The sequence below is a fragment of the Paenibacillus sp. FJAT-26967 genome (assembly GCF_001541095.1).
In the GTDB taxonomy this organism is placed as follows: domain Bacteria; phylum Bacillota; class Bacilli; order Paenibacillales; family NBRC-103111; genus Paenibacillus_F.
Genome location: NZ_LMXH01000001.1, coordinates 429,618 through 455,851, shown reverse-complemented (window position 1 = coordinate 455,851; position 26,234 = coordinate 429,618). Strand labels below are relative to the sequence as shown.

The following is a 26,234-nucleotide window of genomic DNA, read 5'->3' as shown; positions in this document are numbered from 1 at the left end:
CTTCTTTTCCTCAGCTGTCCGGGACAGATTGGGAAAGAAGGCTTTTTATATGCAGCAGACTTTATTAAGAATAATCAATTAGGATAGCTGCCTATCGATCTTAATGTCAGCTGTTGTGCAGAAAATACTATTGGGACAACCGGAGTGCGAGATTGTAAAGCTCCATGTTAAAGGGACGCTTCGTGTTCACGACAAGATCAATGTCGGTGGCAACAAGCTCACCTTTGACAACACCCACGGATTTGCCCGAGTCGCCTTCAATCAGCTTGCGCACCGCAAAGTCGCCGAGACGGCTTGCAAGAATACGGTCGGAATGAGTCGGAGTGCCTCCACGCTGAATATGTCCGAGTACCGTTACACGCGCATCAATTCCGTTGTGTTCCATGATCTGGCGGGCAATGTCATCCCCTTTGCCGGCGCCTTCTGCAACCAGAATAATACTGTGGCGCTTGCCGTGTGCAAAATTGTCACTCATACGGGTAGCGATTTCGTTCACATCATACGTAACTTCCGGTACGAGGATCGTTTCCGCTCCGCTGGCAAGGCCGGAGTAAAGAGCGATTTCGCCGCAGTGGCGGCCCATCACTTCAACAACGGACGAACGCTCGTGCGAAGTCATCGTATCCCGGAGCTTGTTGATTGCATCTACCACGATAGACACAGCCGTATCGAAGCCGATGGTGAAATCGGTGAACGGAATGTCATTGTCAATCGTTCCCGGCAGACACATCGTCTTAATACCGAGCTTGTTGAGCTTGTTGGCGCCTTGGTAGGAACCGTCCCCGCCGATCACGACCAAGCCGTCGATCCCATGGGCACGCAAGTTATCTGCTCCCTGCTGCTGCCCTTCCGGTGTCATGAACTCCTTGGAACGGGCTGTCTGCAGAATAGTTCCCCCGCGCTGGATGATATCTCCGACGCTTCTGAGGTCCATTTCGGTAATATCATTATTAATCAGTCCCTGATAGCCGCGCTGAACCCCATACACTCTAACACCATAATAAAGCGCGCTGCGCACAACGGCGCGGACGGCCGCGTTCATTCCTTGGGAATCGCCACCGCTTGTTAATACTGCAATTGATTTAACTGTCATGTAACTTCCTCCTTGCTTGCCTGTGAGCAATAGTAAAAGCATAAACCAAACTTTATTAGAATCAAGAGGTTCTGCGGATCCATAAGCTGTTGACCCAGAAGAACAATCTGCTGATTGTACTGTCTTTCATTAGCTGGCGGGAGATTTGCCGCACCTGCTTCTGATTCTTTACTTTGGGGTCGGATAAGTACAGCGCGAGCAGTCCCTCGATAATCATCCGGTGAAAAGAAGCATCCTCCAGACGGGAAGTCCTCTCCCTCGCCTGCTGGGCAGCGAAGGCGATACGCTGAACGGTCCGGTCCATATCGGGGTAATAACTGCAAAAGTTCAAGTCCCCGCCGATCCGGTCCTCTTCCTGATCAATTAAGTAATCAAGCAGAATATGAAGACCGCAAACATAAGGAAAATAAGCTGATCTGATTCCCTTTACACGTTCCTCTGTAAGAGAAAGATCCGACGCAGCAACGAACAACATAAACATACCCAGTGTAGAGCCGGTTGCTGCTGCGAACTCGTTCCAGCACAGCTCGGGATACCCCGCGCTGTGCACTTCCCACCACTGGAGCAAGGCCTGTTCCCTTAGTTCCGGGTGAATATGTTTATGTACCTGAAGGTCGCAGTAAAGAGAAACTAGCGAGCGGATATCCGTCTCTACCATCCCGTAAGACGGCAACTCGGCAATACAAGCCTGGCAGTTCTTCACAAGATCCGCCAGATATTGATTGTCATCCCGCTGGCTGCGATACGCGTAGTAGTTATGCAGCGGAGCTTCGGGATCAACGGCATCAAGCATCGCCTGATGGAGACTCCGAAAATCTTCCGGGTCCTGCGAGGTGCTGCGGTCGCATAGATTATCCAGATAATCGCTGATAGTCTGAAAGGAAACAATAAGCGAAATCAGCACACGCCGCATCGGCAAATTGGCCACAGCATAAATTGCGCCGCCCTGACAGTGAAATTGTTTGCTTGTTATGCTTGCTGTCGCCTGCATTCTCAATTCTTCATCGGGAATTTCCCGGACTTTACTCCGCCAACCTTCCAACTCTTTCCTTACACCTGGAAGCACATACTTATATATGCGGTACATTAAGCTAAGCGGGCCCCGTGGCATATCCAAGGAAAAGTTAATTGGCAGATTCAGCGAGTTCAAGCAATTCTCCTCCGTAGCACTGACGATAGCAGTATGCGAGCAGCAATTTTATTTCAAGGTATTGAATATGGGTCAGCCAAGTATCAATCTCCGGATTCTGCAGCAGCGTAACCTGTAGTTCGATCACATCCGTAAACACAGAAGAATTCCATTCCGGTGAAGTCAGGAGCACATCAAGTTTGGCCTTCATCGCTTCATGATCCAGGTCATTCAGGGTAGGTTGCTCTTCAAGATAAGAACGGACTTCTGTCATCAGTACCGTGTGTATGGGATGATTGCCTACATCTTGCAGCCAGTGCTTGGCGTTGCTGTAATCTCCCTCCATCCGGTGCATAAGACCGTGCCAGTAACTGCCCGTGTCGTTTGTAATGTCCTGAGAAATCTCATGACTATTGTCCAGGCTTTCATTCAGCAGATACAGTCCGGCCTTAAGTGCCAATGCGTAGGGTTCCTTATCTGGGTCATTTCCGCTTAATGCGGAAACCTGGAGTTTGCCGATACGGACATCGATGAGCGAATCCCATTCCTCAATGGGATAGAGCGACGGCCGTCTTTCGAGCAGAGGTTTGGCGATCAGCCTGATCCATGATGGTTTCTCTTCTTCTGGTGGCACCTCAAGCACTCCTTCCTGCGGCTCTGACCTGGCGCTTCAGATCAAATCTCTTTTTTTCTTTCTATCTTACCAGAATTACAATCGTTTTACACCTTGCGGTTGCAAGGACATCCGTCTCACAGCCGCACCTTCCCGCAGGTGGACAGACACTGCGGTTCGCTATATCATCCGTGGCGTTTGCTCTCCACATTCTGATGGGTGCGAAACCACAAGTGCAGATCATTAATCGTACTCGCTAAATCAGCGATTTCATAGTTGAGGGCGCAAGATGTCGGGAAATCGTCCTCAACATTCAATTTATTTTGTTTGGCGATGATGAATCCTTCCAGCTGTTTGATCCGTTCCGGAATTGTCCCGCGTATGGTTTCCCACTTCAGAAGGATAGCCCCTCTCTCTTCCAATGAGAAGTCTTCCCACTCTTGATCGAATTCGGGCAGAGGGATCCCCAGTCGCTTATCATGTACAAAACGGCAGGTCACAAGAACACCCCTTCCAGCATTTCCGAATACCGCAACATGTAACCTTCCCTCTAATTTATCATGAGCAGCCGTGACGTTTCCACTACAAGTTGTCGGTAATCTTTGGAGTGGACCGTTACATCTATCCTACTTCAATCCAGGCAGGCTGACTAGGAAAGATATCATGGTTTTATACCCGGATTCGTCCATATAATTGGATAATGAAAGGAAAAAGAGAAATACACTCCTTCCACCTGCCTCATACACCCGTATGCTTAATTGCACGCGTCTTAACCCTTCATTATACTAGCACTAGCAGAAGGACGCCCCTTAAGCGGCGTCTTTTCTTTTTGAACGCTTTTATATGAAGACAGAATGGGTGGATATAGTTGAAAACACAGCAAGATTTCGTCCTGCGCGGATTTACCTTTTCCTATTATATGATGATGGCTCTGATCGCTTCGTTCTTCCCGCTCTACTTCGACTCACGCGGTTATACCAGGGAACAGATCGGTCTGCTGTACTCGATCGGCCCGATGATTAGTATTTTTGCGAATCTGATCTGGGGTTTTGCCAGCGATAAACTGCAGAAAATCAAACCGATCCTCATTACCTTGTATATCGGACAACTTGTATTTGCTCTGTCGATGTTCCGTACCGACTCTTTTACGATGCTTTATATTCTGATGGCCGGCTTTTATTTTTTCCAGCAGCCCGGACAATCTCTCAACGACAGCCAGCTTCTCCTGTATTCCAGGCATACGGGCAAAAGCTACGCTTCCTTCCGGGTTTTCGGTTCCATCGGGTTTGCTTTCTCCGCTTTATTTTTCGGAATGCTATTCAAAGAAACTAATATCAGTCTGCTTTCGTCTATTACTATAGCGGTTATTATGACCGGGTTACTATTCTCTCTCGGGATTGTGGACACAAGAGGAGCGCAAAGCAAAATCGACTTCAAAGGGATAGGAAAGGTGCTGGCCGCTCCGCGTCTGCTCATCTTTCTGCTGCTTATCCTGATTATGTCGATCTCCCACCGGTTCAACGACGGATTCCTTGCCCTGCATATGCGTGAAATGGGCGCATCCGACATGACGGTCGGCGTCGCTATGATGGTCTCGGCACTTAGTGAAATACCGGTGCTGTTCTTCCTCGGGAAGTACGGGCACAGGTACAAAGAACTGCCGCTTCTGGCTGTAGCCGGGTTTATGTATGCAATCCGGTTCCTGATTGTCAGCCTCTCCGATCAAACCGCCTGGGTCATGGTTGCCCAAATGATGCACAGCGTCACATTCGGCGTGTTCCTTGTCACTGCGCTGCGCTACCTGACGCGGGTAATACCCGACCAATACCGGGCTTCGGGACAAGCGATATTCGCTATCACCTGGTCCAGCATCGCAGGAATCGTCAGCGGAAGATTCGGAGGATACCTATTTGCAGATTACGGCAGCAAAACGCTGTACTTGATCGGATCGGCGCTCGCCTTAACGGCTGCGGCAGGATTTCTTGTGTTCCACGCCCGGCTCAATGCCCTAGAAGCCAGATTAACTGCAATTCCAAATTCAAAGGAGGATTCGCATGCTTGAGGTAAGCGGGCTTTCGCATACCTTTCAAAGCGGTACGGAACAGTCTCACGTCCTCGTAGACATTAACTTTACCGTTAACAAAGGAGAGATCGTAGCCCTGCTCGGAAGTTCCGGCTCCGGTAAATCAACCCTGCTGAACCTGATGGCCGGTCTCATGAAGCCGACTACAGGCAGTATTCTGATTGCCGGGCAGCCGATAGAGCGCATGAGCGAGAATAAGCTCGCTGAGTTCAGGCGCCATCATATCGGATTTATTTTTCAGTCATACGAATTGATCTCACACCTGACGGTCCGGGAAAATGTAGAGCTTCCGCTCGTGTTCCAGGGAATCAAGCCAAGCGAACGTAAGGACCGCGCCAAAGCCCTGCTGGCCCAGGTCGGCCTTGCGGAGAAGACGGAATTGTTCCCTTCCCAGCTCTCCGGAGGGCAGCAGCAGCGGGTCAGTATAGCCCGCTCGCTGATTACCCGTCCCGCCATCGTCTTCGCTGACGAGCCGACAGGCAATCTGGACACTAAGACTGAATCGGAAATTATCGATTTACTGCTGAATTTGAACCGTACGCTCGAAATTACCTTTATCATTGTGACGCATGAGCGCGAAGTAGCGGGCCGGACGCAGCGAGTTATCCAGCTGCGGGACGGTAAGCTCGTGGAAGAGAACGAAGAAGGCGTCACTTATGCCGATGAGAGCGCTGCTGCGGCTGAAGCCGCCTCTTACGCAAATGTTCAAGCTGGAGGTGATACCCGGTGAAACTGCGTGATTACATGCGCCTCAGCTGGGATCAGCTCAACCGGCGTAAAGTTGTAACGGCTTTGTGCGCACTGGGCATATCAATCGGTTCGGCAGCCATCATAGTCGCTCTGGCCGTTGGAGAATCGGCCGCCTATTACACAGACAAAGAAATGAAATCTTTCCTCAAGACCGATGAGATTACGATCCGCAACGAAGAAAATAATCAGGGCCAGGCAGCAGGGGGCGATTCTCAAGGTTCCGCCGGTGCGTCTTCCACTGCCGCTTCCCCGAATGCTATTACAAATCAGAAGCTGGACCTCATCCGGGGACTGCCTCATGTAAAAGCAGTCGCCAGCTTCCAGCGGATGGGACATTATTATTTCACCTTAGATGACGGAAAAACCGGTAATTTCGAACTCATTGCCACGGACCTCGATACACTCGTTAAATTCGGAAACGAATTCCAGCAGGGCGGACCTTCGGACGTCGAGAATACCATCATCATTTCTCCCGGGGCTGCCATGGGACTTTTCGATGAACAGGGTGAGAAAAACAGGCGCAAGCAAATGCAGCAGAATCCGAATGATCAGGAAATGTGGAAAGCCATGCGGGAATTGGAGAAAATCCCGACCCCTCTTTATCAGAAACAAATCAGCGTCATGCAAGAGCACCCGGCTAATACAGCAAAACAGCAGACACAAATACCTGTTCGCGTAACCGGTGTCCTTAAGAAACCGGACGGCATGTCCAGTGACAGGGTGATGTATTACAAACAGGCCTATATCTCTCATGCGCTGGCCAAAAAAATCCGGGAGGCTTCCCAAGCATCGGGACAAACTCCTGACGGCAAACCTGTTTCTATGCAGGAATCTTATTCAGAAGTACTTGTGAAAGTGGATCAGACATCCAATTTGGAGGCTGTCGAGAAGCAAATCCAGAAACTCAGGCTGAACACACAAAACAATCTCCATCAAGAAGAACGCATGGAAGGCCAGTTCGTCATTATGCGGATCGTATTCCTTGGAATCGGACTTTTTATTCTCTTTATTGCCTCCATCTCCATTGTCGTAGCGATGACGATGTCAACCTACCAGCGCCGGCGGCAGATCGGGATTATGAAAGTACTTGGTGCAAATCTTGCCCAGATTCGTAACATGTTCATCGTCGAATCCGCTCTGCTCGGACTGCTCGGCGGATTGCTCGGAATCCTGTTGTCCTATTGGGTGGTCTGGGGAATTAACGCCATCCTGTTTATGACAGGGCAGATCCAGCCCGGGGAGAACAACCAAATCTTATTCATCTCTTCCTGGATTCTTCCGACCGGCATGTTCTTTGCCATTATGACAGGCGTCTTGTCTGGAATATATCCCGCAGTTAAGGCGTCCCGCACGGACGCGCTAACCGCAATCAAACGCGAATAGGAGTGAAAATCGTCACGATGAAGAAAAAAATATGGGCTCTGATTGCGGCTGTCGTCGTAATCGGTATTAGTGTATTCCTCTACATACAGAGCAACCCCAAAGGGGGACCTTCACCTGGAGATTTAACCGGAGACATGGGTAACCTTTCATTCAAGGCAGTGAGTGAAGAATTGGTCGGGTCCATCGAAGTGAAGGGGAAATCCTCTTATGAGAAAGAAACATGGGTGCATGCCCCTTTCAGTGGAGATATCGTCAAATGGAATGTCAGCGAGGGCACCCAGGTTAAAAAAGGCGATTCTCTATTCGTCCTGGATAGCTCTTCGATTGACAATGAAATCGCTCAAATGCAGGCCAATCTCAAGAAACAAGACCTGGAGGCTCAGCTTGCCAAATTCCAGGAAAATGCGGGATCAGCTCCTGCAGGCTCAGATCCGGCCGGTATGACCGAGGGTGAAGCCAAGAAACGCTATGCGGATGCAGAAAGCGCCAAAATTCAGGCTCAATTGAACACAATGAACCGTGAAACCGCCCAGAATCAATTAAACGAAAAGCAGAAGATGCTGGCAAAAGCGAACTTCCGTGCTCCTGAAGCAGGAATTTTCCTGTTCGAAGATTCAGCCAAAGTCCCGCAAGCTCTACAGGCAAATGACCGGATCGGTAAAATTGTTGATCTGTCCAAGCTTGAGCTTCTCTGCTACGTTGGAGAATTTGATGTTTTTCAAATTAAGGCCGGAATGCCGGTTACCGTCAAAATAGATGCTCTGCCTGGAGTAACTCTCAAAGGTGCCGTCAAGCAAGTATCCAAATTCGCCAAAACAAGCAGCGATGCCAACCCCGCCTCGTCCGCACAGTTTGAAGTCGTTGTGTCTCTTGAAGCTAACGAAAAACTGATCGCAGGTCTCAGCCTGACCGGAACCATTGAGACTTCCCGTAAAGCGCAAGCGCTCGTGGTTCCGACCATCGCGGTACAGCGGGATAAAGAGAACCATTTCGTCATGCTCGATACGGGCAGCGGAGTGGAACGCAGAGATATCACGATCGGAATGGAAACGGCCGAGAAAACAGAAGTATTAAGCGGACTGAACGAAGGAGATACTGTAGTACTCCAATAAGCAAAATCGGATTAGCGTCTTCTGTACAAACCGATCTGTCTCTTTGCAAACCGCTTGAATTCATCTATAATTGTGAGAAGATACTAGCACCTAGTCTTAATTCTTACAAACCCGACTCATTCAAGTGGAAAGTAGGGACTGAACCCGATGAATTATGAGGATTTTAAAACCGTCATGCTTGGAAGACGCAGTATTCGCAAGTTTACAGACGAAGAGGTTTCCGTAGAGGATGTCAGAGAATTAATCGACTGCGCGCGCTTTGCTCCAAGCGATACGAATTCACAGACCTGGAAATTTATCGCTGTAATGAACCGGGATACAATCAAAGCTATTGAAGAGGCTACATGGGACGAGCTTCACAAACGTGCCGCCGCCGCCGAAGAGCGCGGACTCGCACGTGAAGGCAAGCTGCTCGTTAAATCTTTCGGTCCCTATGCCACCGCCTTCTCCGATGCTCCCGTTGTCATCGTTTGCTTAGCCACGCCGTATGAATCCAAGTTCCGTGAACGGATATTCGATCCGATCGGGTTTGTGGAGGAGGCTGTCTGGGCGGAAGAAGGGATCAAAAGCTCCTGCCTCGCTTCCCAGAACCTGATGCTTGCCGCTCACGCGCGCGGTCTTGCGACTTGTCCCATGACAGGACCCGTTCTGCTTGCCCAGCATCGCCTCCGCGAGATTCTGCCGATTCCGGATGAGGCGCAAATCAACATGGTGATTGCCCTGGGTCATCCTAAGGAACGTCCCGGCAAATTATCCCGCAAAGAAATCGATGAGATTCTGGATATCGTATAGCAAAATTCAAGTAATAGCTGCCTCCCCTATTCCAATCCGGAAACCGGGAGGCTTTATTTTGGAACAAAGAATCAATTGATCAGCAAGCAGAAGAAATGAGGATGCAAGATGAAATTCCCCTTAGTCACCCAATCCTTAGCGGAGGGCCTGGAATTGGCAGAAATCCGCTTTGTCACCTCGAGAATTCAAGGAATCCGTGAACGCGAAGGCAACCCGATGGGAGCGGAGATCGCCCGATTCGGCGGAGCCACGGCCTATTATGTCCGGCAGATGCCTTGGCCGATTTTTAATACAGTAAAGGGATTGGGACCGGATGATCTGGACCAGCTGGACCCGCTTCTAGCCTTCTATAAGCAGCGTGGACGAGCCTGCACCTTCGAACTAATTCCCGGAAAAACGAACGCCACGGTAACCCGCGCTCTGGCTGAGAGAGGATACTTTCAGGACGGGTTCCATTCTTGCTTGTACGGTGTCCCCGAGGCTATAGCGCCCGTACTGCCTCCTCACATCCATATTGAGCTTATCACCCGCAGAGAGCAGTTCGGATTGTACGGCGCCTTGCACTGCTCAGGTACAGGGATGGACCCTGGCGGCACGCAGCACTTTATCGACAACAATATCGTGCTCTTCGACCGCCCCGGCTGGCGCTTCTTCCTTGGTTATGTCGACGGGCACCCGGCAGGTGTAAGTGTCATGCATATCGACGGTGAAGTCGCTTCTTGTACGCTCGCGGCTACTCTGCCCGAATTCAGAGGCCGCGGCCTGCAGACGGCCATGCTTCAGACGCGGATGCACGTAGCGGCTAAAGCCGGGTGCCGTATCGTGGCAGCTCAAGCAGGCTTCGGCTCAACGAGCCAGAACAATATGGAACGCCTGGGTATGCGGCTCGCCTACACGCGCGCCACCTGGAGCCAGCTGGCACCTCAGGACAGCCACTCAGAATAGCGGCTTACGGAAGCCCACCCCCGGGCCCAAAAGAAAGCGGATGTAGTCATACTCCGAAACGCTTCTTAGTCAATGTTCCCGATAATCATCCAAGCGTGCAGCCTCTCTTTGCGTCTCTTCCTCCTGTTTCGTAAATTTCCGGCCTTCCTTTGGCGGCAAAAAAAATCCCCTCCCGGCCGACAGTGTCCTTAAACCCCATAATAATATGGCGGTTTGTTCACTGTCTTTCCGTGAGGGGATACTACCAACGGCCAATGCCGCTGCTTTCTTGTTTTGTTCTTATCGTCAGCGTCCCTCTTCCGCAGCAGCGGCAGGCCCTTCGGGCTTCGCAGGCCAGAAGGCTGCTTTACCCAGCAAGAGTGTAATCGTCGGCACGAGGAAAGGCCGCACGATAAAGGTGTCGAGCAGAACTCCGACTGCGCAAATAACTCCGAATTGTACAAGTACCTGGATCGGCAGTACAGACAACACAGCGAACGTTCCTGCCAGAATAAGTCCGGCGGAAGTAATCACGCTGCTCGTCGTGCTGACTCCGATCCGAATAGCTTCTTTTAGCGGATGCTTCTTGCTTGCCTTCCAGATGCCTGAAACCATGAAGATATTATAATCTTCTCCAAGCGCCACCAGGAAAACGAACGCATACAGCGGAATCAAGCCTTGGATAGCATCCGTCCCGAAGAACGTATTCAAGATCAGCCAGCCTGCGCCGAGTGCCGAGAAGTAAGACAACAGAACGGTGGCCATCAAATATATCGTAGCTACAATAGAGCGAAGATAAACCAGAAGCAGTAGTGCAATAATACTGATCACGATCGGAATGACGACCTTCGTATCCCGCCCTGTTATTTGCTCCGTATCGTACTGTTCAGCGGTTTGTCCCGAAATCCACACGCGCGACCCCGGATCTGAAATCCCAGCATCCTTAAGAACAGCTTCGGAAGCCGCGTACATGTCCGGGATATGTCCAATGGATTCGTTCGAGAACGGATCTTCTTTCAGCAGCACTTCATAAGCGACGATATCCGGTGTAGTCTTTCCCTTCACGGGTTCCGAGACCGACTCTACATACGGAAGCTGCTTAAGCGCAGCCGCAGCATCGACGGCTTTGCCTTCCGTATCCACCATCACTTTCACGGGCGCTAGCGAGCCGGGAGAATAATGATCCGACAGGAGCTTAAACCCTTCACGCGAAGGCATCGTTTCCGGGAAAGAAGCAAGCAGGTTGTACGTGTATTTGATCTGGGTAGAGAAGCCCGCCAGCACGATCAGCAGAATCAGGCTTGCTGTCAGAATCGTTTTGGGCTTGGTGACGACCAGTCGGCCCAGCAGCTCGCTCAAACGCCCTACGGCATGCTGTTCTTTAACCGGCCTGCCTCTTTTGGCTTCTTTCTCCGCTCTCATTTCAGGGGTCAGGGGAGCGAACGGATAGAAAGATTTGCGCCCAAGGATACCTAGAATGGCAGGAACAAGTGTTATGCTGGCCAGTACCATAATAAAAATCGCCAGGCTGAACGGGATCGCAAAGCGGTGATTAGATCCGTACCGGGCAAATATCAGCGCCAGCATGGATACAATAACAGTCAGCCCGCTCATACCGATCGCTCCGCCTGAACCGAATAGAGCCTCTTTAACCGCCTGATGCTTACTTTTTTGTTCAAGCAGGGCGGTGCGGTAGCGTGCCGCAAAGAATAAACAGTAGTCTGTACCGGCGCCGAATAGCAGCACTGTCATAATGGAGATCGTCTGGGCATCCACCACAATCCAGCCGAGCTCGGCCATTTTGCCCAGTATCGGTGAAATAACCCCGTAAGCGAATCCGACACCGACAAGTGGAACGATAGCCATAACCGGGGAGCGATACAGCAGAATCAGCAGTACCAGGACGAGTACAACCGTTGCCATAAGCAGCGAGAAGTCGGCACCTTTGAACAGACCGGTGGCATCAATGCCTATTCCGACCGGACCGGTTACACGGGCTATCAGCCCATCTGAATTCAGTTCCTTAACCGCAAAGGGATCGCTGCCGATCACAGATGCGGATAGTTCGCTCAGCTTCTGCGTGCTCTCCTTCAGCTTATCGGAGTCTGCTCCAGCATCGAATGTAATGGGAAGAACGATAGAAGTCCCATCTTCGCTGACCGACTGCTTCAAAGCTTGCAGAGGCATTTTGTGATAGGGAGGCACTGCCGTCTGCTGCGGCAGCGGCTGCTCCGTCAACTGACCGGCGATTTTCTGCAGAGCGGACAAATCGCTATCGCTCAGACCTGCCTGCCGGTAGAACACAACAAGCGCAGGGTTACCGCCGCTGCCCGGAAATTGTTCCTTTTGAAGCTGCGCCGCCTTTACAGATAATGAATCGGACGGCAGCTGGTCTGCTGCATTGTTCTCCTGGCTGTTTACTCCGGGAAAGACCAGCGTGAGCAGGACGGTCACAAGAATCCAGGCCGCAACCGTGACCCATTTGCTTCTGGGCCCTGCGACACGGGATACAATTCCTTCTACAAAGGATGGACTTTTCATACGACACGCGCTCCTTTAATCTTCAATGTATAAGCCCGGCTGATATCTGATCATGACATCTTAACTGGCTTTTGTTATAATTATATATACTGGTTAGTTAATTAATCAACCTTAAATTTTTTCGCACTTTAATTCCGCTTCCTTCTGCGGTTCTCCGGGTTCATTCGCACCGTTTCTACAAGCATTACCAGCAGCTCTGTCTATCACCTCCTTCAGCTTTAAAGTGCAAATTGCGAGCATCCTTTCAGGTCCATTGTTCGCCTATGTTATACTATTTTATAATGAGGATCAGATTACCTGTGTGAAAGGAAGCAATGCAAATGGATCCAAACTCCCGCAGACCACCTGGAAGACCGCGTTCTAATGAACAGGGAGCTCCTGTCTCCGACCGTATCCTTTATGTCGCCATGCATGAATTTATTCGTCTTGGCTATGATGCCGTGTCGATGGACGATATTGCCAAAGCTTGCGGCGTGACCAAAGCGTCCATCTATTACTATTATCCGTCCAAAGCCGTGCTGCTTACACAGTCCACGATCCGCCTTATGAATGTCGTGCGCACAGCCACTTTGAACATTCTTCAGAAGCCTCTTCCGCTCCGCCAGCGGCTGACTGAAGTAACCGTCAATCATCTCAAGGCAACGACGAGCTTCGAATTCGAAGGCTTTATGAATAAAATTGAAGCGGTATTAACACCCGAACAGAACGAAGAGATGCGTAAAGCGGAACATCGCCTGCTGGAAGCACTTGCCGACGCATTCGAGGAGGCAGCCCGTCAAGGTGAAATCTGCTGCACAGATTCATGGCTGGCCGCACGTTCCTATATGGCTCTCCTGATGATCGGACACAGTAAGCAGCCTGACGGCTCTTTTACCTACCCCGACAAAACTCAAGCAGCTGTTAAAATTATCGACATGTTGTGGAACGGAATCGGAAGTGCACCCCCCATAATTAGAAAATAATTACTTTATAGACCCGCATGCAGTATACTATTCCGTGAAGGAGTGATTATACTGCTGGTTCAAATGAAATCTTCTTTATTTCATTCTTTACACGCTGGTGAGCTCAGTCAAGCCTGCTTTAAACCGCTGATTGAGACGTACAAGAAAGAGCGGACGGCCGGACAAGATTTTACCGGAACGTACGCTAAGCTGTCCAAGGGGCAGCAGGCCTTATTCATGTTTTACGTCCATACGAATCATGCCGCTAAGTCGTTGTCCGATTTTTATTGGTGGTCCGCGTATTTTTATGCAAAAGGGACCGAATGGCAGGGAATTAAATGGAGTTTGCGGTTTTTCGGCGAGGATTCGCTGCACTCCGTTCTTCAAGACCTGGAGAATCTCCTCATTGAAACAGCTCATCCTGTAAGTCTGGAAACGTTCAGCCTGGCCAAGGATCATCTCGACTGCCATCCCGCTCTGCTCGCTTCCGTGAAGCCTGTTCATGCCAAGTATCGTGACAGGATTCCCCTGGCGGTCGAACAGGTTGAACGCTATATATACCTTAACCCCGGCGAATTTGTCGACTTGGAGCAGGAAAACCTCTATGAACCTAAACCTGACAGCTCTGTAGCTTATTAAAAAAAGAGCCAGCCGGCATATACCGGCTGGCTCTCTATTATAGATAGACGAAGAATCTTACCCGATCTTCTCCATCTCTTCATCACTGATCTCAAAGTTCGCATACACATCTTGGACATCATCGTTATCCTGGAAAGACTCCATCATTTTCATCAGCTTCTGGGCATTCTCACCCTCAACTGCAATGGTGTTCTGCGGAAGCCAAGATACGGATGCCGCCGTGAACTCAATACCCTGGTCCTCGAGCGCATTCTTTACCTGCTCAAGCTCATGCGGATGAGTCAAAATCTCCACGTGATCCTCATAGGCGACAAAATCTTCCGCACCCGCTTCAACAGCCTGCATCATCAGCTCGTCCTCATCAATCGGATCTTCGCCGCGCTCAATCGTGAGTACGCCCTTCTCATCGAACATATAGGATACACAGCCGGATTCACCCATATTCCCACCGCGTTTGTTGAAAATAGAACGGACATCCGCCGCAGTCCGGTTGCGGTTATCCGTCAGGGATTTAACCATAATCGCTACACCGCCGGGACCGTAACCTTCATAGATGATCTGTTCAAAATCATCGCCGTCTTGTTCGCCTACCGCCTTCTTAATAGCTCGTTCGATATTGTCGTTAGGCATTTGAACCTGCCGCGCATTGGCAATTGCCGTCTTGAGGGCGAAGTTAGCGTCCGGGTTCGGACCGCCCTGTCTGGCTGCCACGAAAATCTCCCGGCCCAGTTTAACGAACTGGTTGTTTTTCTGCTGATCCGCTTTTCCTTTGCGGTCTTTGAAAAGCTTAAACTTCATAATAGTAACGCTCCTAACGATTAAGAATGTACTCTTAAGTTTACACGAATCCACGCAAAAAAGACAGTTCCCAATCTTGCGATCGGGAGCTGTCTCGGTTTGCTATGACACTATTTATAAGAAGGTGGTTATCCCTGGATCTTATAACTTGGTGACGTTAGCTGCTTGAGGACCGCGGTTACCATCCGTGATCTCGAATTCTACTTCTTGGCCTTCGTCAAGAGTTTTGAATCCATCGCCTTGAATAGCGGAAAAATGTACAAATACGTCTTCGCCGCCTTCTACTGAGATGAAGCCATAGCCCTTCTCTGCGTTAAACCATTTAACTGTACCTTTCAAGTGAACAACCTCCTAAATGTATCGCCATCTTTGGCGAATATGGATATTATATCATCCTTTGTCTGCCAGTTCAACTATTTGAAACCCCTTTCGCAGCAAGTTTGCGGAGGGCCAAATAGTCATATGAACCGGGGATAAATGCCAATTTTGTCGGGCGGAATTCAGCCGAAATTCCTTTCATACCAAGCTGTTCAATCAGAGCCGGCAGGTGTTCATAACGGCTGCCGTCAAAAGCCAGCAGCGGATAAATCCGTACCTCTCCCCCTGCCCGGCATAGGCGTAAAAGCTCTTCCAAAGCCTGCTTATGAAACTCCTGATCAAACTGCTCTGCATACAAAAACAGGAAGTGGCTGCACAGGATTAAATCAAAGGAATCCTTCTCGTAGGGCAGTGCCGGCAGAGAGGCGGCTGTATATCTATTCAGGCGGCTATTTGTTCTGTAATGAGTCAAAAACACTTCGAATGATTGCTCACGAATTGCCCGCAGCTGCTCCGGTCCCCCGTACAAATCCCAGTTAAACAGATGCTGCCGTTCCGTGAGCTTCGCAACGAACTTGCCGATTTCATCCCGGCCCCGTTCTTCAAGCCCCGCTGCATCCTCGCTATACAAAGGATCAGCGGCATACGCATCAATGCCTCTTCGGACAGCTTCCGCGGTAAATGAAGAAGCTCCCGCTCCGGTGTCGAGAATCTTCCGCCCCACGAGATGTTCTTCCCGCAAGTCAAACATATGCAGGTACTCGCTGAAGTTGCGGCAAGTCATCGCCACCCCGGACTGTTCATAAAACCTTACTTTTTTTTGCATAGCAAACACTCTCCTCATCTCAGCTAAGCTTTCCTCGGCTTTGTCCTGACCACCCATGTACTCAACATGAATCGGCCTTTTCAATATCCACACTTTTCCAGTAAAGGATATTGAAAGGATTCTACCACCTTATCGGCCGGATGGCTAGTGAAATTTTACTGGCCTTATGCTAAAGTAAGATCGGAACAGTTGGGGCATTCTTACCTTTACATTCGTCCCTTCATCTTTTAATAGCTAAAGGAGAATTTCTCATGTCACACGCGATAAAAAAGCATGTTATCTTCAAAAAAGACAAATGGAACATGATTACGGTAGAAGTAAACGGCTCCCGCCTGATCCTTCGTGAAATATCAGATCAATGGGGCGAGGACACACACACATTCATGAGTCGGCCCGCTTTGATGAAATGGGCCAATGACCGTTTCCCCAAGGACAAGTACGAAGGTACGGAAGAAGAATATAACACCTTGATGGAAGCTTTCCGCAGCGTTTAAAAAATCAGGCTAGTCAGTTACTTGACGCCATGACAAAATGCGCGTTATACTGATCTCACAGAAAACTGAATGTTCGGGACGCTCAAAGGGGAGTAGCTGCCACAGTAAAGTCGTCAGTTCGGGTTAATAGCCCCGGCTTTATTGGCAACGTAACGTTGTTAGCAAGACCTTTGCCAGCATGACTGGTGAAGGTTTTTTCCTTTGTGAAAATGCCTTTACCGAAATTCGGTAGGGCATTTTTAGTTTCTGACCGAATCAGAAGTCCCTGTCTTGCAAAACATACTTTTAAGTTGAAGGAGTGAACCTACTATCATGGACTGGTTATCAGCAGCAACATTAATCACCTTGCTCAACATCATCGTAATCGACTTGGTCCTAGCGGGTGATAATGCCATCGTCATCGGTATGGCCGCCAAGAATGTTCCCAAGAACCTGCAGAAGCGGGTTATCCTATGGGGTACCGCGGGTGCGGTAGGGATTCGTGTCGTAGCCACGGTACTCGTGGTATATCTTCTCCAGATCCCAGGCCTTCTCTTCGTCGGGGGTTTGATGCTCATCTGGATTGCCGTCAAATTACTGACCGATAAGAACGATCATGCGAACATCCAGGCAAAGAATACAGTCGGTGCGGCGATCACGACGATTATCGTAGCTGACGCAGCAATGGGTATCGATAACGTGATTGCAATTGCCGGTGCGGCTCACGGACATATCGGTCTAGTAATCATCGGACTTCTCATTTCGGTGCCGATTATCGTATGGGGGAGCACACTATTCATTAAAGTGGTCGACCGCTTCCCTATCGTGATGTATATCGGTTCCGGTGTACTGGCTTTCACGGCAGCGAAAATGCTCACCGAAGAGAAATTTATTATGCACGACTATTTCGTCGCTAATCCGATCGTTAAATGGCTCTTCGTCGCCGTCATTGTTGTGGGCGTCCTGGTAACAGGCTATGTCGTTAAGCTGTCGGGCTATTCGGTCAAGATTAACGACCGCGGCCAGCTTACCCTGCCCAAACAATTGGGTCACGAGGCTAACATCGCTCCTGAAGACAGCTTCAAGGTTCAAGCCGATTCGAATGGCCGTCTTGTCCTGGTCAAAGTCGGCAGCGATCCGACAAAGTCTGTTGGCTGATCTCATTCTCCCTAACAACCTAGCATCACCGAGCCCGCCCCTTTCGCGGAAAGGATGGCGGGTTTTCTTGTTAGGTTCCGCCCTTCAAACAGGAAATCACGGTTTCAAAACCGAATACATAACAGCAGACTTTTGCGAATTCAACGATTAAACAGGGGGTGATAACGGGTATGAGTTTTTTTAATGATGTGCTTCTGTTTGTGATTGCAGGCTTCGCACTGGCCTGTATCGTGCTTCTCTCCCGCAGCCGGCTGCCCGATCATATGAAAAGGCCAATGGCTATTTTTGCGCTGATCATGGTGCTATGTTCGTTCTCTCTTGTCGTCATCTCCTTGTTCAAGCTCGGAAGTACGGGACAATAAAGCCGAATTTACTTCACAAACGCATTCCCCTATAATGATAATTAGCTTGCTGATCGGCCATACTAGGATGAGATTCCCTCCGGGGAAAATCCGTCCGGGAGCGTGATCTCTATGCGTTTCATACCGATCCTTGCTTTAGCCGGACTGCTTGCGTCTACGCTGGTTCCCGGCAGCGGCGCACATTCGGCCCCCAATCCGAAATCATCTGTCAGGAGGGTTCCGATGAACCGAATTCCCGTTCGTAAAGACGTACCGGCTGAACACCGCTGGAATTTACAAGATCTTTTTGCGAGTCAAGAGACTTGGAATAAGGAATACAACGAAACGAAAGAATCACTCGGTAAAATCAAGCAGTATATGGGTAAACTGAGCGACGCTTCAACGGTAAAACAATGCTTTGAGCTTGAAGACGACATTTCTTTACATACCGAAAGACTTTACGTGTATTCAAACATGAAGCATCATGAAGACATGACGGACCCGGAGTACCAGGCTTTGTCAGATAAGGCGCAGAAGCTCAGTGTCGAAGTCAGCCAAGCGTTGTCCTTCATCTCTCCTGAGATCCTGAGCCTCTCTGACGATCAGTTGAAATCCCTGGTAAGCAGTCCCGAACTGAAACCGTATAAATCCACGCTGGAAGAAATGATCCGGCAGAAGCCGCATGTCCTATCCAAGGACGAGGAAGCGCTTCTTGCGATGGCCGGCAATATGTCAGGCGCTCCGAGCAACATTTTCGGAATGATTAACAATGCTGACATGAAGTTCCCCAAGGTCAAGAACGAGAACGGCGAGGAAACAGAGCTGACACACGGAAGCTACATCCAGTTCCTCGAAAGCAGGGACCGCAAAGTTCGCGAGCAGGCCTTTAAAGCGGTCTATGAGACCTATTCGAAACAGAAGAATACCATAGCGGCTACTCTTTCATCGAACATCAACAAGAACCTGTTCTATTCGCAGGCGCGTAAATATCCGTCCGTGCTGGAAATGTCTTTGTTCGGAGACAATATCAAGCCGGAAGTCTATACGAATCTGATCGATACGATTCACGAGTCGCTTCCACTGCTTCAGCGTTACATGAAGCTTCGTAAGAAATTGCTCAAATTAGACGAACTCCACATGTATGACCTGTTCGTCCCGCTTGTCGACGATCTTCAAATGAAAATTACGTATGATGAAGCGAAAGAAACCATCAAGGAAAGCCTTGCACCGCTGGGTCAGACTTATGTGAACATTCTGGAAGACGGCTACAAGAACGGCTGGATCGACATTTATGAGAACCAGAACAAGCGCAGCGGAGCTTACAGCTGGGGTGCCTACGGTACGCATCCTTACGTGCTGCTGAATCATAAAGACAACCTGAACAGCATGTTTACATTAGCCCATGAAATGGGTCATGCCATTCACTCTTACCTCTCTGATGAGAACCAGCCTTATCGCGATGCCCAGTACACCATTTTCCTGGCTGAAGTAGCTTCGACGCTAAACGAGGCTCTCCTGATGGATCACCTGCTCAAAAACACGGATGATCCTAAAAAGAAGCTTTACCTCCTGACTTATTACGCGGATCAGTTCCGTACGACGGTGTTCCGTCAGACCATGTTCGCTGAATTCGAGAAAATCACCCATGAGAAAATGGAACAGGGCGAATCGTTGACCGCTCAGGAATTCAGCAAAATTTATTATGATTTAAACACTCTCTATCATGGTAAAGAGATGATAGTGGATCAAGACATCGAAATGGAGTGGGCGCGCATCCCCCATTTCTATAACAGTTTCTATGTCTATAAATATGCGACCGGCTTCTCAGCGGCTACAAGCTTCTCCAAGCAGATCCTGGACGAAGGCCAGCCTGCGGTCGAACGCTACCTGGGCTTCCTGAAGAGCGGTGGAAGCGACTATTCCATTAATATTCTAAAAAAAGCCGGTGTGGATATGTCCTCTCCAGAACCGATTAAGCAGGCTATGAGCGTGTTCTCCTCACTGCTGGATCAAATGGAAGAGCTGACAAAGTAACCTGCACCGGGTTAACCTTCAGCAGAAAGGGCCGGTGACATGTCACGGCCCTTTCTTGACTTAAGGGAAAGGAGTGATTTGCCCATGAAATCAGGCCGTGTTCAATGGCTGTCCATCGGGGCCTTGCTATTCGCCCTGCTGACCACTGTATTCGCTGTGGTTAATATGGACCGTGTCCGCGTCAACTTTCTATTCGTCGAAACCAACGCCCCTCTCATACTTGTTATCGTGATTTCCACTGTATTAGGCGGACTTATTGTAGGTTTATTCGGAATTCTGCGCCAAGTGCAGATGAGTAAAGAGATTCGTGAATTAAGAAAAAAGCTCGGAGCTTCTCCGTCATCTCCGGGCACAAGTACAAGTCTGGAGTCTTCGTCCACACCGTTATCTTCAACTTCGGCTCTAGATCGTGATGATCAGCTGCCTCCTAAGGATGACGATACGCCGAGCAAACGGTTCGGCAGCCGCAGAGATTCCGGAGCCGGTGACGTCTAGGCCAGCCCTGATAACCGCGCAGCAAAAAGCCGATCCCGCAGCCGGGATCGGCTTTTTGCTATTCATTCTGCATGTAAAGCGGGTATAGCCGCCATCCGCGTTAAAGAATATTTCACCACGGACATGCGACTTGCGGCAGGGGTTGAAACAACTGCGCTTGCCCATTCAGCCGTGCAGCAGAAGCTCTTTCAGCAGTTTAATTTGCTTTCTTTCACCAGCCATTACGACCGTCATATCCGCCGAGATAATATCATCGGGGCCCGGTGTGATTTTCTGGTTTTTCTTCTCCACAAGTGCAAGGATGGTTGCCCCGGTTCTCTCCCGGACCTGAAGCTCCGCGATGGATTTCCCGACGCTTATAAAGTGGGGTTCGATTCTGCTCCACTCGATAATCAGATTTTCCAGGGATACTTCAATGGTTTCCAGTGCCGTTGGTTTGTACGTCATTCCTCCTATAATTGCTGCGACCTGACGCGCTTCCTCATCTTCCATGGTCACCATCGAGATGCTTTCGTCCGGATTATCATCTTCAAAATGATACACTTCTCTTCTGCCGTCGTTATGAACGACAATAACCATTTTGTCTCCGGAGCTCGTGATCACCTGATACTTCTTCCCGATACCCGGCAGATCCGATTCTTTTATAATACTCATTGTGAGAACCTCCCCATCATTTTCCGTTCATTTTCACTTTTTCTTTCGGCTTGCTCCATTTAAACATTTTGTTCATGACGTTATATATGTGTTTCGACTCTTTCGTTAATAAAGGCCCGACAATCGCTAAGATCAACACGTAAAGAGCTGAGAAAGGCTTTAAAATCGGAAGTAATCCGGCTGATATTCCCAGATTCGCTACAATAATAGTAAATTCTCCTCTGGCCATGATCGTGAGACCGATATTCGTAGAGGCCTTATGAGATAATCCGGCGCTGCGACCGGCAATCATCCCCGATACAATATTCGCGATTATCGTCAGCACTGCTGCACCTATAGCGAGCCATGCTGCATTCCCCAGCGTCAGCGGATCAATACTCAGACCGAAACTGAAGAAGAAAACGGCACCGAAGAAATCTCGAAACGGGACAACCAGATGTTCAATCCTTTTGCTATGTACAGTTTCGGATAAGGCAAGACCAAACAACAGGGCGCCAATCGCTTCAGCCACATGCAGAGTCTCGGAGAATCCCGCAATAAAGAATAAAGAAGCAAACACCACGATGATAAAGATTTCATTCGATTTGATATTTAAAAGCTTGTTCAAAATCTTGGTGCCTTTTCTGGCGATGATGAAAAACAAAATCATATAGCCGATGGAGATACCGACCGAGAGAATCGTCCCTCCCACCGATGTAGCCCCGCCAAGCAGCAACCCGGACATAATAGATAAGAATACAGCCAGGAAAATATCATCGAATAAGATCATTCCTAGGATGAGTTCGGTTTCATTGTTTCCTGTACGTTTTAGATCAACCAGCACTTTCGCTACAATTGCACTGGAAGAGACAGCCAGCATCCCCGCTGTAATTAACGTTTCATACAAAGGAAAGCCGATCAGAAAGCCATAAGCAAGTCCGATAGAGAAATTCAGAAGAACATACACGCTTCCGCCAACCACAATATTGCGGCCCGATTTAATTAGTTTGGGAACAGAGAATTCTAGCCCTAGATAGAAAAGGAGAAACAAGACCCCTATGCGTCCCAGAAAATCAATCATATCTTGACTTTCTATAAATTTCAAATCAATTATTCCGAGTGTTGGCGCATGAGGGCCAACAAGCATCCCCAGTATGATCAGAAAGGGAATGATTGAAAATTTCAGTTTACTGGCAAGCACAGAAGCAATGGCGACTAATAGCAGCGCCGTTCCTACTTCAAATATCATATGATCCATACAACGTCAATTCCTCCTCATCTTTAATTTGAGACCGCCCTTATTAAACCCTAACATAGATTGCAGACCATTCCAAACGTGAGAACGAGAAATTCATAAAAACGTGCTTATTTTGACCGTTTTTCTCAGATTTATGCCATGATATGACCAAATGAGGCTTTTTTTGAAGAAAATCAAAATTGACAGTACATTTTGTATGCAGAATGTTTATACAATGAGCGGGCAGAGCCAAGACAATCGGCAACAATGCCAAAAAAGCCACATACCGAATAACCGAACCCGGTTACCAGGTTCGGTTATTCGGTATGTGCGGCGGCCTGCCTTACAGCCAGCCCGCCAAGAGGGCAGCGCCGGCTGCAGCTGCTCCGCCGACGAGCGAACCGATGACGTTCACGGCGTCGTTCGTCATCCAGCCCCAGCCCCGCAGCGGCTCAGCCTCTGCGCCGCAATGCGTGCGGCGCTCAATCTCGCGGCCGCAGACGCGGCAACGGTACATCGCCTGCCACTTCGCGCCGATTACGGAATCGGCCAGTGAACCGGCGATCCCGCCTGCGAGCCCTGCCGCGATCAGCGGCAGCAGCATCTCCAGCGGGTGCGGTCCCGCCGCCGCAAGTCCGGCGCCGCTGCCGAGGCGCCCGAACCCCCAGGCGGCTGCGCCGATGAATAGTCCGCCTGCGCATGTCGCCAGCAGGCCCAGAGCCGTGACGCCGCCGGAAGTCCCTGCGGCCACCTTGCGGCCGGTCAGAATCGACCGCGGCGCAGTCCGGCTCAGCCCGCCGATTTCGGTGGCCCAGGTGTCAGCCGTTACAGCGGCCATTACACCGACGAAGGCGGCCCACCATGCAGGGTGAGGGAAGAGTGCTCCCCCGATGCACAGCAGCATGCCAAGCCCGCCGTTGGCAAATACTTGGCCGGCATCACGGTTTCCGCTTTTGGCATAGCCCGATTCTATGGCAGCTTTGCGCTTTTGTTTGTATTTCGACAGCATCGAAGAGGATAAGAAGAACGCAATCAGCGTACCGAACCAGGCGGCTGTCCCCAGTGAATACAGAACGGTCCCTACCACAATGGCAGCTGCGGCCCCAGAAGCCGTCAATGATTTCTTGTCGTAAGCGGCACCCGCTATCAATACGCTCCCTAATAAGCCGATCCAAACATCCATCCGTCTTCCTCCCTCCCCTTTTTTCTAATGATAGCACAGAACCGGTACGGTTTCGTTTTCTGCGCTGAGGGTAATGATAGATGTAAGGCTGACAGAAATAAACGTGACTCGAGGGGAGATTTTGAAATGGATACTAACCATAACAACCCGGCTAATAATAGCAACGAGACAAATCCGGTTACGGAAGAAAATACGCACAACCCTATTACCAATCAAAAGAACAACATTCCTAAACAATATGAGAACGAAGATTTAGAAACGGTGCGGGAGCACGAAAAGCATGATGCCCGGCAGGACTCTGCCAAACGCGACATCAATGAAGTCATGAATGGGTCCATGGCGGGCGATATGGCTGAAATCAAGCAGCTCGGCAAAGACATGGAAGCCATGAAGACCAATGAGGATTTGACCGAGGAAGGACTTCTGCCAGATCCGATCCAGCAAGAACAGGAAGAAGATGCGGAGAGAAAGGCCCGTCGCTAACCCTGTTCGGACTGGGAACTAACTGTATAAAGCCAAACACACCCCCTTAGGAGGTGTGTTTTCTAATTTTCTTTAGAACATTCTACTGAAAGCGGAGGTCAGGTTACAGAGACTCGGCTTATTTTCCGAGATATGCAGCTTCCGCTTATTTTGCCGGTTCAATAGCTGTTCCGCGCAGCCGGACACCATAAGAGATAGACTGCAGGAAGCTCAGCTGCTTCTGGTCATAGGCGGCATCCCGCTTAATAATCTGGTCCTTCTGGATATAATAAGGATTAAAATCTGCTGTAATGATGCCATCCTTTAGTTTGAGTTTAAGCAGACCTGTATCCGCTTTGGCATCTTTGACATAATCGGGAAACAGAAAATTCCCGATCGAATACGCAATCAGCTTGCCTTTATAATACTCGAAGCCCTGAAGCACATGCACATGACTGCCTATGATGCCGTCCGCGCCCGCATCGATCATTTCTTTGGCAAAAGTCCGTTGCCACTCTTCCGGTTTATGATTCTTCTCGATACCCCAGTGCATATAGACAAACAAATAATCGCAATCCTTCTGTTCCCGTTTGATCACGGGTAGAACAGCAGATTTGTCATACGCTTGGGCAATGCCGGGTTTATCCGGGCCCGCAAACCAGTCAGGAGTCGGGATGAATCTGGAAAAAGCGAGATATTTAACCGTTGCCCCGTTAATTTTGACTGTCTTGGCTTTATATGCTTCTTCCGAGTTACGTCCTCCGCCTACATAAGGCAGCCCGGTCTGTTTTAAATTGTCGAGCGTATCGAGGAATCCTTGACGTCCGAAATCCAGCACATGATTGTTGGCGATCGATACCAGATCGAAGCCTGCGTTCTTGAGACCTCTGAGCGAAACGGGATCGGACTTGAAGTTATAAAGCTGATTCGTGTCTTTCTCAGCCGCATTCGTAACGGAAGTCTCCAGGTTAACGAACGCATAATCAGCCTTGGATACTTCCTGCTTCACAAACTGAAAGGGATAATCCGGCCCCATCTTCTTGATCGTTTCTTTGACTGACCAGTCCATCAGGGCATCGCCCGCAAAAATCAGGTCGATCGGCTCATGTGGCGCAATCTGTTTGGGTGCGGCCGTCTCTGATTTAGGCGTTGATTTCGGCTTGGGCGTTGGTGTACTTGCAGCTGTGGCTTGCGGCTCCTTCTTCTCCGGTGCAGGCTCTGATCCTTTGCCGGAAGGAGATGCTGCCGGTACCGGAGATGGCGGCTGCAGCGGCTCCGCAGAAGCAGACACGGGATCTGCAGGGCTGACGGACGGTGACGGAGCGGCGGATTCTACCCCTTCGGCTGATAATGACGGGAAGATTCTATCTTTGGCATAATAAAGTCCCGTCATCAGAAGAACAGCAGAGATCATAGAAAGCAGCAAAATTCGGACCTCGCGCTTCTTCATAATCCGGCTCCGGGTCTAACGCCTTGACGTATCATCTGCAGCTCCACCTATATCTGAACCGTGCAGCGGCCGAATACTTCCTGGCCCCACGTCAGTTCAAACACATCGCCGTCCGCGCAAGCGCCCACTCCGGCTGGAGTGCCTGTATAAATCAGATCTCCCGCTCCCAGACCATAATTGGAACCGATATAGTCGATAATCGTCTGGAGAGAGAAAATCATGTCGCGGATGTTGCCGGTCTGAACGGTTTCTCCATTGCGTACGGTATGGAAATTAGTTGATTCCAGTGATTTCGCACCCGGGAAAGCACGCAGCTCCGTCAGAGCCGCCGAGTTACGGAATCCTTTGGCAGCCAGCCAGGGATGACCTTTCTTTTTCAACTCGCTTTGTACATCACGCAGAGTAAAATCGAGGCCAAGTCCAAAGCTGTCCACAAGCTCATCTACGGTCAAGCCGGGTTTATAGTCCTTGGCAAGGTGCAGCACAAGCTCACCTTCGTAATGAATTTCACCGCGGCTCTGCGGAAGCGCGAGCCTATCTTCGTTCATGCGCGCAAGCGCATGAGTCGGTTTAGTAAAGATCATCGGCTCTTCCGGTACGGCATTTCCGAGCTCGGCGGCATGCAGCTTGTAATTGCGTCCTACGCAGTAGATGTTACGGGTATTGGCTGTCATCGGTCAAATCCACTCCTAAATCCGATTAGGGCGCAAATGGAAAAAAGGCCCTTCTGCGATTATAAACGTTCCGCAGCAGGGCCTCAAGGCGTTTGGGCTCATTTGAATATTTTTAACAAGGAAGTACATCACCAGCTGCTCTTACAAGCATA

27 protein-coding genes are annotated in these 26,234 nt (G+C 49.8%); 14 read left to right on the top strand and 13 right to left on the bottom strand.

Going from position 1 to position 26,234, the window contains the following annotated elements:
• Positions 1-127: 127 nt before the first annotated feature.
• The 4 genes from pfkA to AR333_RS02105 all read right to left on the bottom strand — a co-directional run bounded on the left by pfkA (position 128) and on the right by AR333_RS02105 (position 3,335).
• The gene (gene pfkA / locus AR333_RS02120; RefSeq protein ID WP_068773696.1) at positions 128-1,093 is read right to left on the bottom strand and encodes a 6-phosphofructokinase; all 966 of its coding nucleotides are present in this window, start codon (positions 1,091-1,093) and stop codon (positions 128-130) included.
• 61 nt (positions 1,094-1,154) lie between these two features.
• Positions 1,155-2,180 (bottom strand): tetraprenyl-beta-curcumene synthase family protein, encoded by a 1,026-nt coding sequence (locus tag AR333_RS02115; RefSeq protein ID WP_084783557.1) that lies wholly within the window; start codon positions 2,178-2,180, stop codon positions 1,155-1,157.
• 37 nt (positions 2,181-2,217) lie between these two features.
• Complete coding sequence (locus AR333_RS02110) at positions 2,218-2,856, bottom strand: hypothetical protein (RefSeq protein ID WP_068773695.1); 639 nt, start codon at positions 2,854-2,856, stop codon at positions 2,218-2,220.
• A 164-nt stretch (positions 2,857-3,020) separates the two neighbouring features.
• Positions 3,021-3,335: a hypothetical protein gene (locus AR333_RS02105; RefSeq protein ID WP_068773694.1), complete on the bottom strand. Its 315-nt coding sequence runs from the start codon at positions 3,333-3,335 to the stop codon at positions 3,021-3,023.
• Positions 3,336-3,703: 368 nt separating this feature from the next.
• On the opposite strand from AR333_RS02105, the gene AR333_RS02100 reads away from it, so the two are divergent.
• The 6 genes from AR333_RS02100 to AR333_RS02075 all read left to right on the top strand — a co-directional run bounded on the left by AR333_RS02100 (position 3,704) and on the right by AR333_RS02075 (position 9,900).
• The gene (locus AR333_RS02100; protein ID WP_068773693.1) at positions 3,704-4,897 is read left to right on the top strand and encodes an MFS transporter; all 1,194 of its coding nucleotides are present in this window, start codon (positions 3,704-3,706) and stop codon (positions 4,895-4,897) included.
• Positions 4,890-5,648 (top strand): ABC transporter ATP-binding protein, encoded by a 759-nt coding sequence (locus tag AR333_RS02095; protein WP_068773692.1) that lies wholly within the window; start codon positions 4,890-4,892, stop codon positions 5,646-5,648. The genes AR333_RS02100 and AR333_RS02095 overlap by 8 nt, the downstream gene beginning before the upstream one ends.
• On the top strand, positions 5,645-7,051 hold the full coding sequence (locus AR333_RS02090) for an ABC transporter permease (RefSeq protein ID WP_068773691.1): 1,407 nt from the start codon (positions 5,645-5,647) through the stop codon (positions 7,049-7,051). Before AR333_RS02095 ends, AR333_RS02090 begins: the two co-directional genes overlap by 4 nt.
• 17 nt (positions 7,052-7,068) lie before the next feature.
• On the top strand, positions 7,069-8,163 hold the full coding sequence (locus tag AR333_RS02085; RefSeq protein ID WP_068773690.1) for an efflux RND transporter periplasmic adaptor subunit: 1,095 nt from the start codon (positions 7,069-7,071) through the stop codon (positions 8,161-8,163).
• 147 nt (positions 8,164-8,310) lie between these two features.
• Positions 8,311-8,955 carry a nitroreductase family protein gene (locus tag AR333_RS02080; protein ID WP_068773689.1) on the top strand — a complete coding sequence of 215 codons (645 nt, stop codon included), beginning with the start codon at positions 8,311-8,313 and terminating at the stop codon, positions 8,953-8,955.
• Between the two features lie 108 nt (positions 8,956-9,063).
• Positions 9,064-9,900: a GNAT family N-acetyltransferase gene (locus AR333_RS02075; RefSeq protein WP_068773688.1), complete on the top strand. Its 837-nt coding sequence runs from the start codon at positions 9,064-9,066 to the stop codon at positions 9,898-9,900.
• Positions 9,901-10,185: 285 nt separating this feature from the next.
• Here AR333_RS02075 and AR333_RS02070 read toward each other — a convergent pair whose 3' ends face one another.
• A complete protein-coding gene (locus AR333_RS02070) occupies positions 10,186-12,420 on the bottom strand; it encodes an MMPL family transporter (RefSeq protein WP_068773687.1) in 2,235 nt (744 codons plus the stop codon).
• Positions 12,421-12,740: 320 nt separating this feature from the next.
• Here AR333_RS02070 and AR333_RS02065 point away from each other — a divergent pair, with 320 nt between their 5' ends.
• Both AR333_RS02065 and AR333_RS02060 read left to right on the top strand, forming a co-directional pair.
• Positions 12,741-13,382 carry a TetR/AcrR family transcriptional regulator gene (locus AR333_RS02065; RefSeq protein ID WP_068773686.1) on the top strand — a complete coding sequence of 214 codons (642 nt, stop codon included), beginning with the start codon at positions 12,741-12,743 and terminating at the stop codon, positions 13,380-13,382.
• 63 nt (positions 13,383-13,445) lie between these two features.
• Positions 13,446-14,000: a hypothetical protein gene (locus AR333_RS02060; RefSeq protein ID WP_068773685.1), complete on the top strand. Its 555-nt coding sequence runs from the start codon at positions 13,446-13,448 to the stop codon at positions 13,998-14,000.
• Positions 14,001-14,057: 57 nt separating this feature from the next.
• Here the strand turns inward: AR333_RS02060 and AR333_RS02055 are convergent, their stop codons facing one another.
• From AR333_RS02055 to AR333_RS02045, 3 genes are all read right to left on the bottom strand, one after another.
• On the bottom strand, positions 14,058-14,801 hold the full coding sequence (locus AR333_RS02055) for a YebC/PmpR family DNA-binding transcriptional regulator (RefSeq protein WP_084783556.1): 744 nt from the start codon (positions 14,799-14,801) through the stop codon (positions 14,058-14,060).
• Between the two features lie 138 nt (positions 14,802-14,939).
• Positions 14,940-15,137 carry a cold shock domain-containing protein gene (locus AR333_RS02050; protein WP_068609986.1) on the bottom strand — a complete coding sequence of 66 codons (198 nt, stop codon included), beginning with the start codon at positions 15,135-15,137 and terminating at the stop codon, positions 14,940-14,942.
• A 70-nt stretch (positions 15,138-15,207) separates the two neighbouring features.
• Entirely contained in the window at positions 15,208-15,942 is a 735-nt protein-coding gene (locus AR333_RS02045) for a class I SAM-dependent methyltransferase (RefSeq protein ID WP_068773683.1), read from the bottom strand.
• 251 nt (positions 15,943-16,193) lie between these two features.
• Between AR333_RS02045 and AR333_RS02040 the strand changes: the two genes are divergently transcribed.
• The 5 genes from AR333_RS02040 (at position 16,194) to AR333_RS02020 (ending at position 20,443) form a co-directional block, all read left to right on the top strand.
• Positions 16,194-16,436 (top strand): hypothetical protein, encoded by a 243-nt coding sequence (locus AR333_RS02040; protein ID WP_068773682.1) that lies wholly within the window; start codon positions 16,194-16,196, stop codon positions 16,434-16,436.
• A 312-nt stretch (positions 16,437-16,748) separates the two neighbouring features.
• On the top strand, positions 16,749-17,573 hold the full coding sequence (locus AR333_RS02035) for a TerC family protein (protein WP_068773681.1): 825 nt from the start codon (positions 16,749-16,751) through the stop codon (positions 17,571-17,573).
• A gap of 170 nt (positions 17,574-17,743) precedes the next feature.
• The gene (locus tag AR333_RS02030; RefSeq protein WP_068773680.1) at positions 17,744-17,935 is read left to right on the top strand and encodes a hypothetical protein; all 192 of its coding nucleotides are present in this window, start codon (positions 17,744-17,746) and stop codon (positions 17,933-17,935) included.
• Positions 17,936-18,157: 222 nt separating this feature from the next.
• Positions 18,158-19,948 (top strand): oligoendopeptidase F, encoded by a 1,791-nt coding sequence (gene pepF / locus AR333_RS02025; protein ID WP_172798817.1) that lies wholly within the window; start codon positions 18,158-18,160, stop codon positions 19,946-19,948.
• A gap of 84 nt (positions 19,949-20,032) precedes the next feature.
• Complete coding sequence (locus AR333_RS02020) at positions 20,033-20,443, top strand: lipopolysaccharide assembly LapA domain-containing protein (protein ID WP_068773678.1); 411 nt, start codon at positions 20,033-20,035, stop codon at positions 20,441-20,443.
• A gap of 165 nt (positions 20,444-20,608) precedes the next feature.
• Here the strand turns inward: AR333_RS02020 and AR333_RS02015 are convergent, their stop codons facing one another.
• The 3 genes from AR333_RS02015 to AR333_RS02005 all read right to left on the bottom strand — a co-directional run bounded on the left by AR333_RS02015 (position 20,609) and on the right by AR333_RS02005 (position 23,496).
• Positions 20,609-21,097: a cation:proton antiporter regulatory subunit gene (locus AR333_RS02015; RefSeq protein ID WP_068773677.1), complete on the bottom strand. Its 489-nt coding sequence runs from the start codon at positions 21,095-21,097 to the stop codon at positions 20,609-20,611.
• Between the two features lie 16 nt (positions 21,098-21,113).
• Complete coding sequence (locus tag AR333_RS02010; RefSeq protein WP_068773676.1) at positions 21,114-22,334, bottom strand: cation:proton antiporter; 1,221 nt, start codon at positions 22,332-22,334, stop codon at positions 21,114-21,116.
• A 322-nt stretch (positions 22,335-22,656) separates the two neighbouring features.
• Positions 22,657-23,496 carry a DUF92 domain-containing protein gene (locus tag AR333_RS02005; protein WP_068773675.1) on the bottom strand — a complete coding sequence of 280 codons (840 nt, stop codon included), beginning with the start codon at positions 23,494-23,496 and terminating at the stop codon, positions 22,657-22,659.
• A 126-nt stretch (positions 23,497-23,622) separates the two neighbouring features.
• On the opposite strand from AR333_RS02005, the gene AR333_RS02000 reads away from it, so the two are divergent.
• The gene (locus AR333_RS02000) at positions 23,623-23,979 is read left to right on the top strand and encodes a hypothetical protein (protein ID WP_068773674.1); all 357 of its coding nucleotides are present in this window, start codon (positions 23,623-23,625) and stop codon (positions 23,977-23,979) included.
• A 145-nt stretch (positions 23,980-24,124) separates the two neighbouring features.
• Here AR333_RS02000 and AR333_RS01995 read toward each other — a convergent pair whose 3' ends face one another.
• Both AR333_RS01995 and AR333_RS01990 read right to left on the bottom strand, forming a co-directional pair.
• A complete protein-coding gene (locus tag AR333_RS01995) occupies positions 24,125-25,408 on the bottom strand; it encodes a CapA family protein (RefSeq protein ID WP_068773673.1) in 1,284 nt (427 codons plus the stop codon).
• Between the two features lie 47 nt (positions 25,409-25,455).
• Positions 25,456-26,082, bottom strand: a complete 627-nt coding sequence (locus AR333_RS01990) for a fumarylacetoacetate hydrolase family protein (RefSeq protein ID WP_068773672.1) — start codon at positions 26,080-26,082, stop codon at positions 25,456-25,458.
• Between the last annotated feature and the right edge of the window lie 152 nt (positions 26,083-26,234).

Excerpts from the sequence above, each read along its gene's own strand:
- pfkA (WP_068773696.1), bottom strand. The coding sequence starts at position 1,093 with ATGACAGTTAAATCAATTGCAGTATTAACAAGCGGTGGCGATTCCCAA.
- AR333_RS02115 (WP_084783557.1), bottom strand. The coding sequence starts at position 2,180 with ATGTACCGCATATATAAGTATGTGCTTCCAGGTGTAAGGAAAGAGTTG.
- AR333_RS02095 (WP_068773692.1), top strand. The coding sequence starts at position 4,890 with ATGCTTGAGGTAAGCGGGCTTTCGCATACCTTTCAAAGCGGTACGGAA.
- AR333_RS02085 (WP_068773690.1), top strand. The coding sequence starts at position 7,069 with ATGAAGAAAAAAATATGGGCTCTGATTGCGGCTGTCGTCGTAATCGGT.
- AR333_RS02080 (WP_068773689.1), top strand. The coding sequence starts at position 8,311 with ATGAATTATGAGGATTTTAAAACCGTCATGCTTGGAAGACGCAGTATT.
- AR333_RS02075 (WP_068773688.1), top strand. The coding sequence starts at position 9,064 with ATGAAATTCCCCTTAGTCACCCAATCCTTAGCGGAGGGCCTGGAATTG.
- AR333_RS02070 (WP_068773687.1), bottom strand. The coding sequence starts at position 12,420 with ATGAAAAGTCCATCCTTTGTAGAAGGAATTGTATCCCGTGTCGCAGGG.
- AR333_RS02065 (WP_068773686.1), top strand. The coding sequence starts at position 12,741 with ATGGATCCAAACTCCCGCAGACCACCTGGAAGACCGCGTTCTAATGAA.
- AR333_RS02060 (WP_068773685.1), top strand. The coding sequence starts at position 13,446 with ATGAAATCTTCTTTATTTCATTCTTTACACGCTGGTGAGCTCAGTCAA.
- AR333_RS02045 (WP_068773683.1), bottom strand. The coding sequence starts at position 15,942 with ATGCAAAAAAAAGTAAGGTTTTATGAACAGTCCGGGGTGGCGATGACT.
- AR333_RS02040 (WP_068773682.1), top strand. The coding sequence starts at position 16,194 with ATGTCACACGCGATAAAAAAGCATGTTATCTTCAAAAAAGACAAATGG.
- AR333_RS02035 (WP_068773681.1), top strand. The coding sequence starts at position 16,749 with ATGGACTGGTTATCAGCAGCAACATTAATCACCTTGCTCAACATCATC.
- AR333_RS02030 (WP_068773680.1), top strand. The coding sequence starts at position 17,744 with ATGAGTTTTTTTAATGATGTGCTTCTGTTTGTGATTGCAGGCTTCGCA.
- pepF (WP_172798817.1), top strand. The coding sequence starts at position 18,158 with ATGAACCGAATTCCCGTTCGTAAAGACGTACCGGCTGAACACCGCTGG.
- AR333_RS02020 (WP_068773678.1), top strand. The coding sequence starts at position 20,033 with ATGAAATCAGGCCGTGTTCAATGGCTGTCCATCGGGGCCTTGCTATTC.
- AR333_RS02015 (WP_068773677.1), bottom strand. The coding sequence starts at position 21,097 with ATGAGTATTATAAAAGAATCGGATCTGCCGGGTATCGGGAAGAAGTAT.
- AR333_RS02010 (WP_068773676.1), bottom strand. The coding sequence starts at position 22,334 with ATGGATCATATGATATTTGAAGTAGGAACGGCGCTGCTATTAGTCGCC.
- AR333_RS02005 (WP_068773675.1), bottom strand. The coding sequence starts at position 23,496 with ATGGATGTTTGGATCGGCTTATTAGGGAGCGTATTGATAGCGGGTGCC.
- AR333_RS02000 (WP_068773674.1), top strand. The coding sequence starts at position 23,623 with ATGGATACTAACCATAACAACCCGGCTAATAATAGCAACGAGACAAAT.
- AR333_RS01995 (WP_068773673.1), bottom strand. The coding sequence starts at position 25,408 with ATGAAGAAGCGCGAGGTCCGAATTTTGCTGCTTTCTATGATCTCTGCT.
- AR333_RS01990 (WP_068773672.1), bottom strand. The coding sequence starts at position 26,082 with ATGACAGCCAATACCCGTAACATCTACTGCGTAGGACGCAATTACAAG.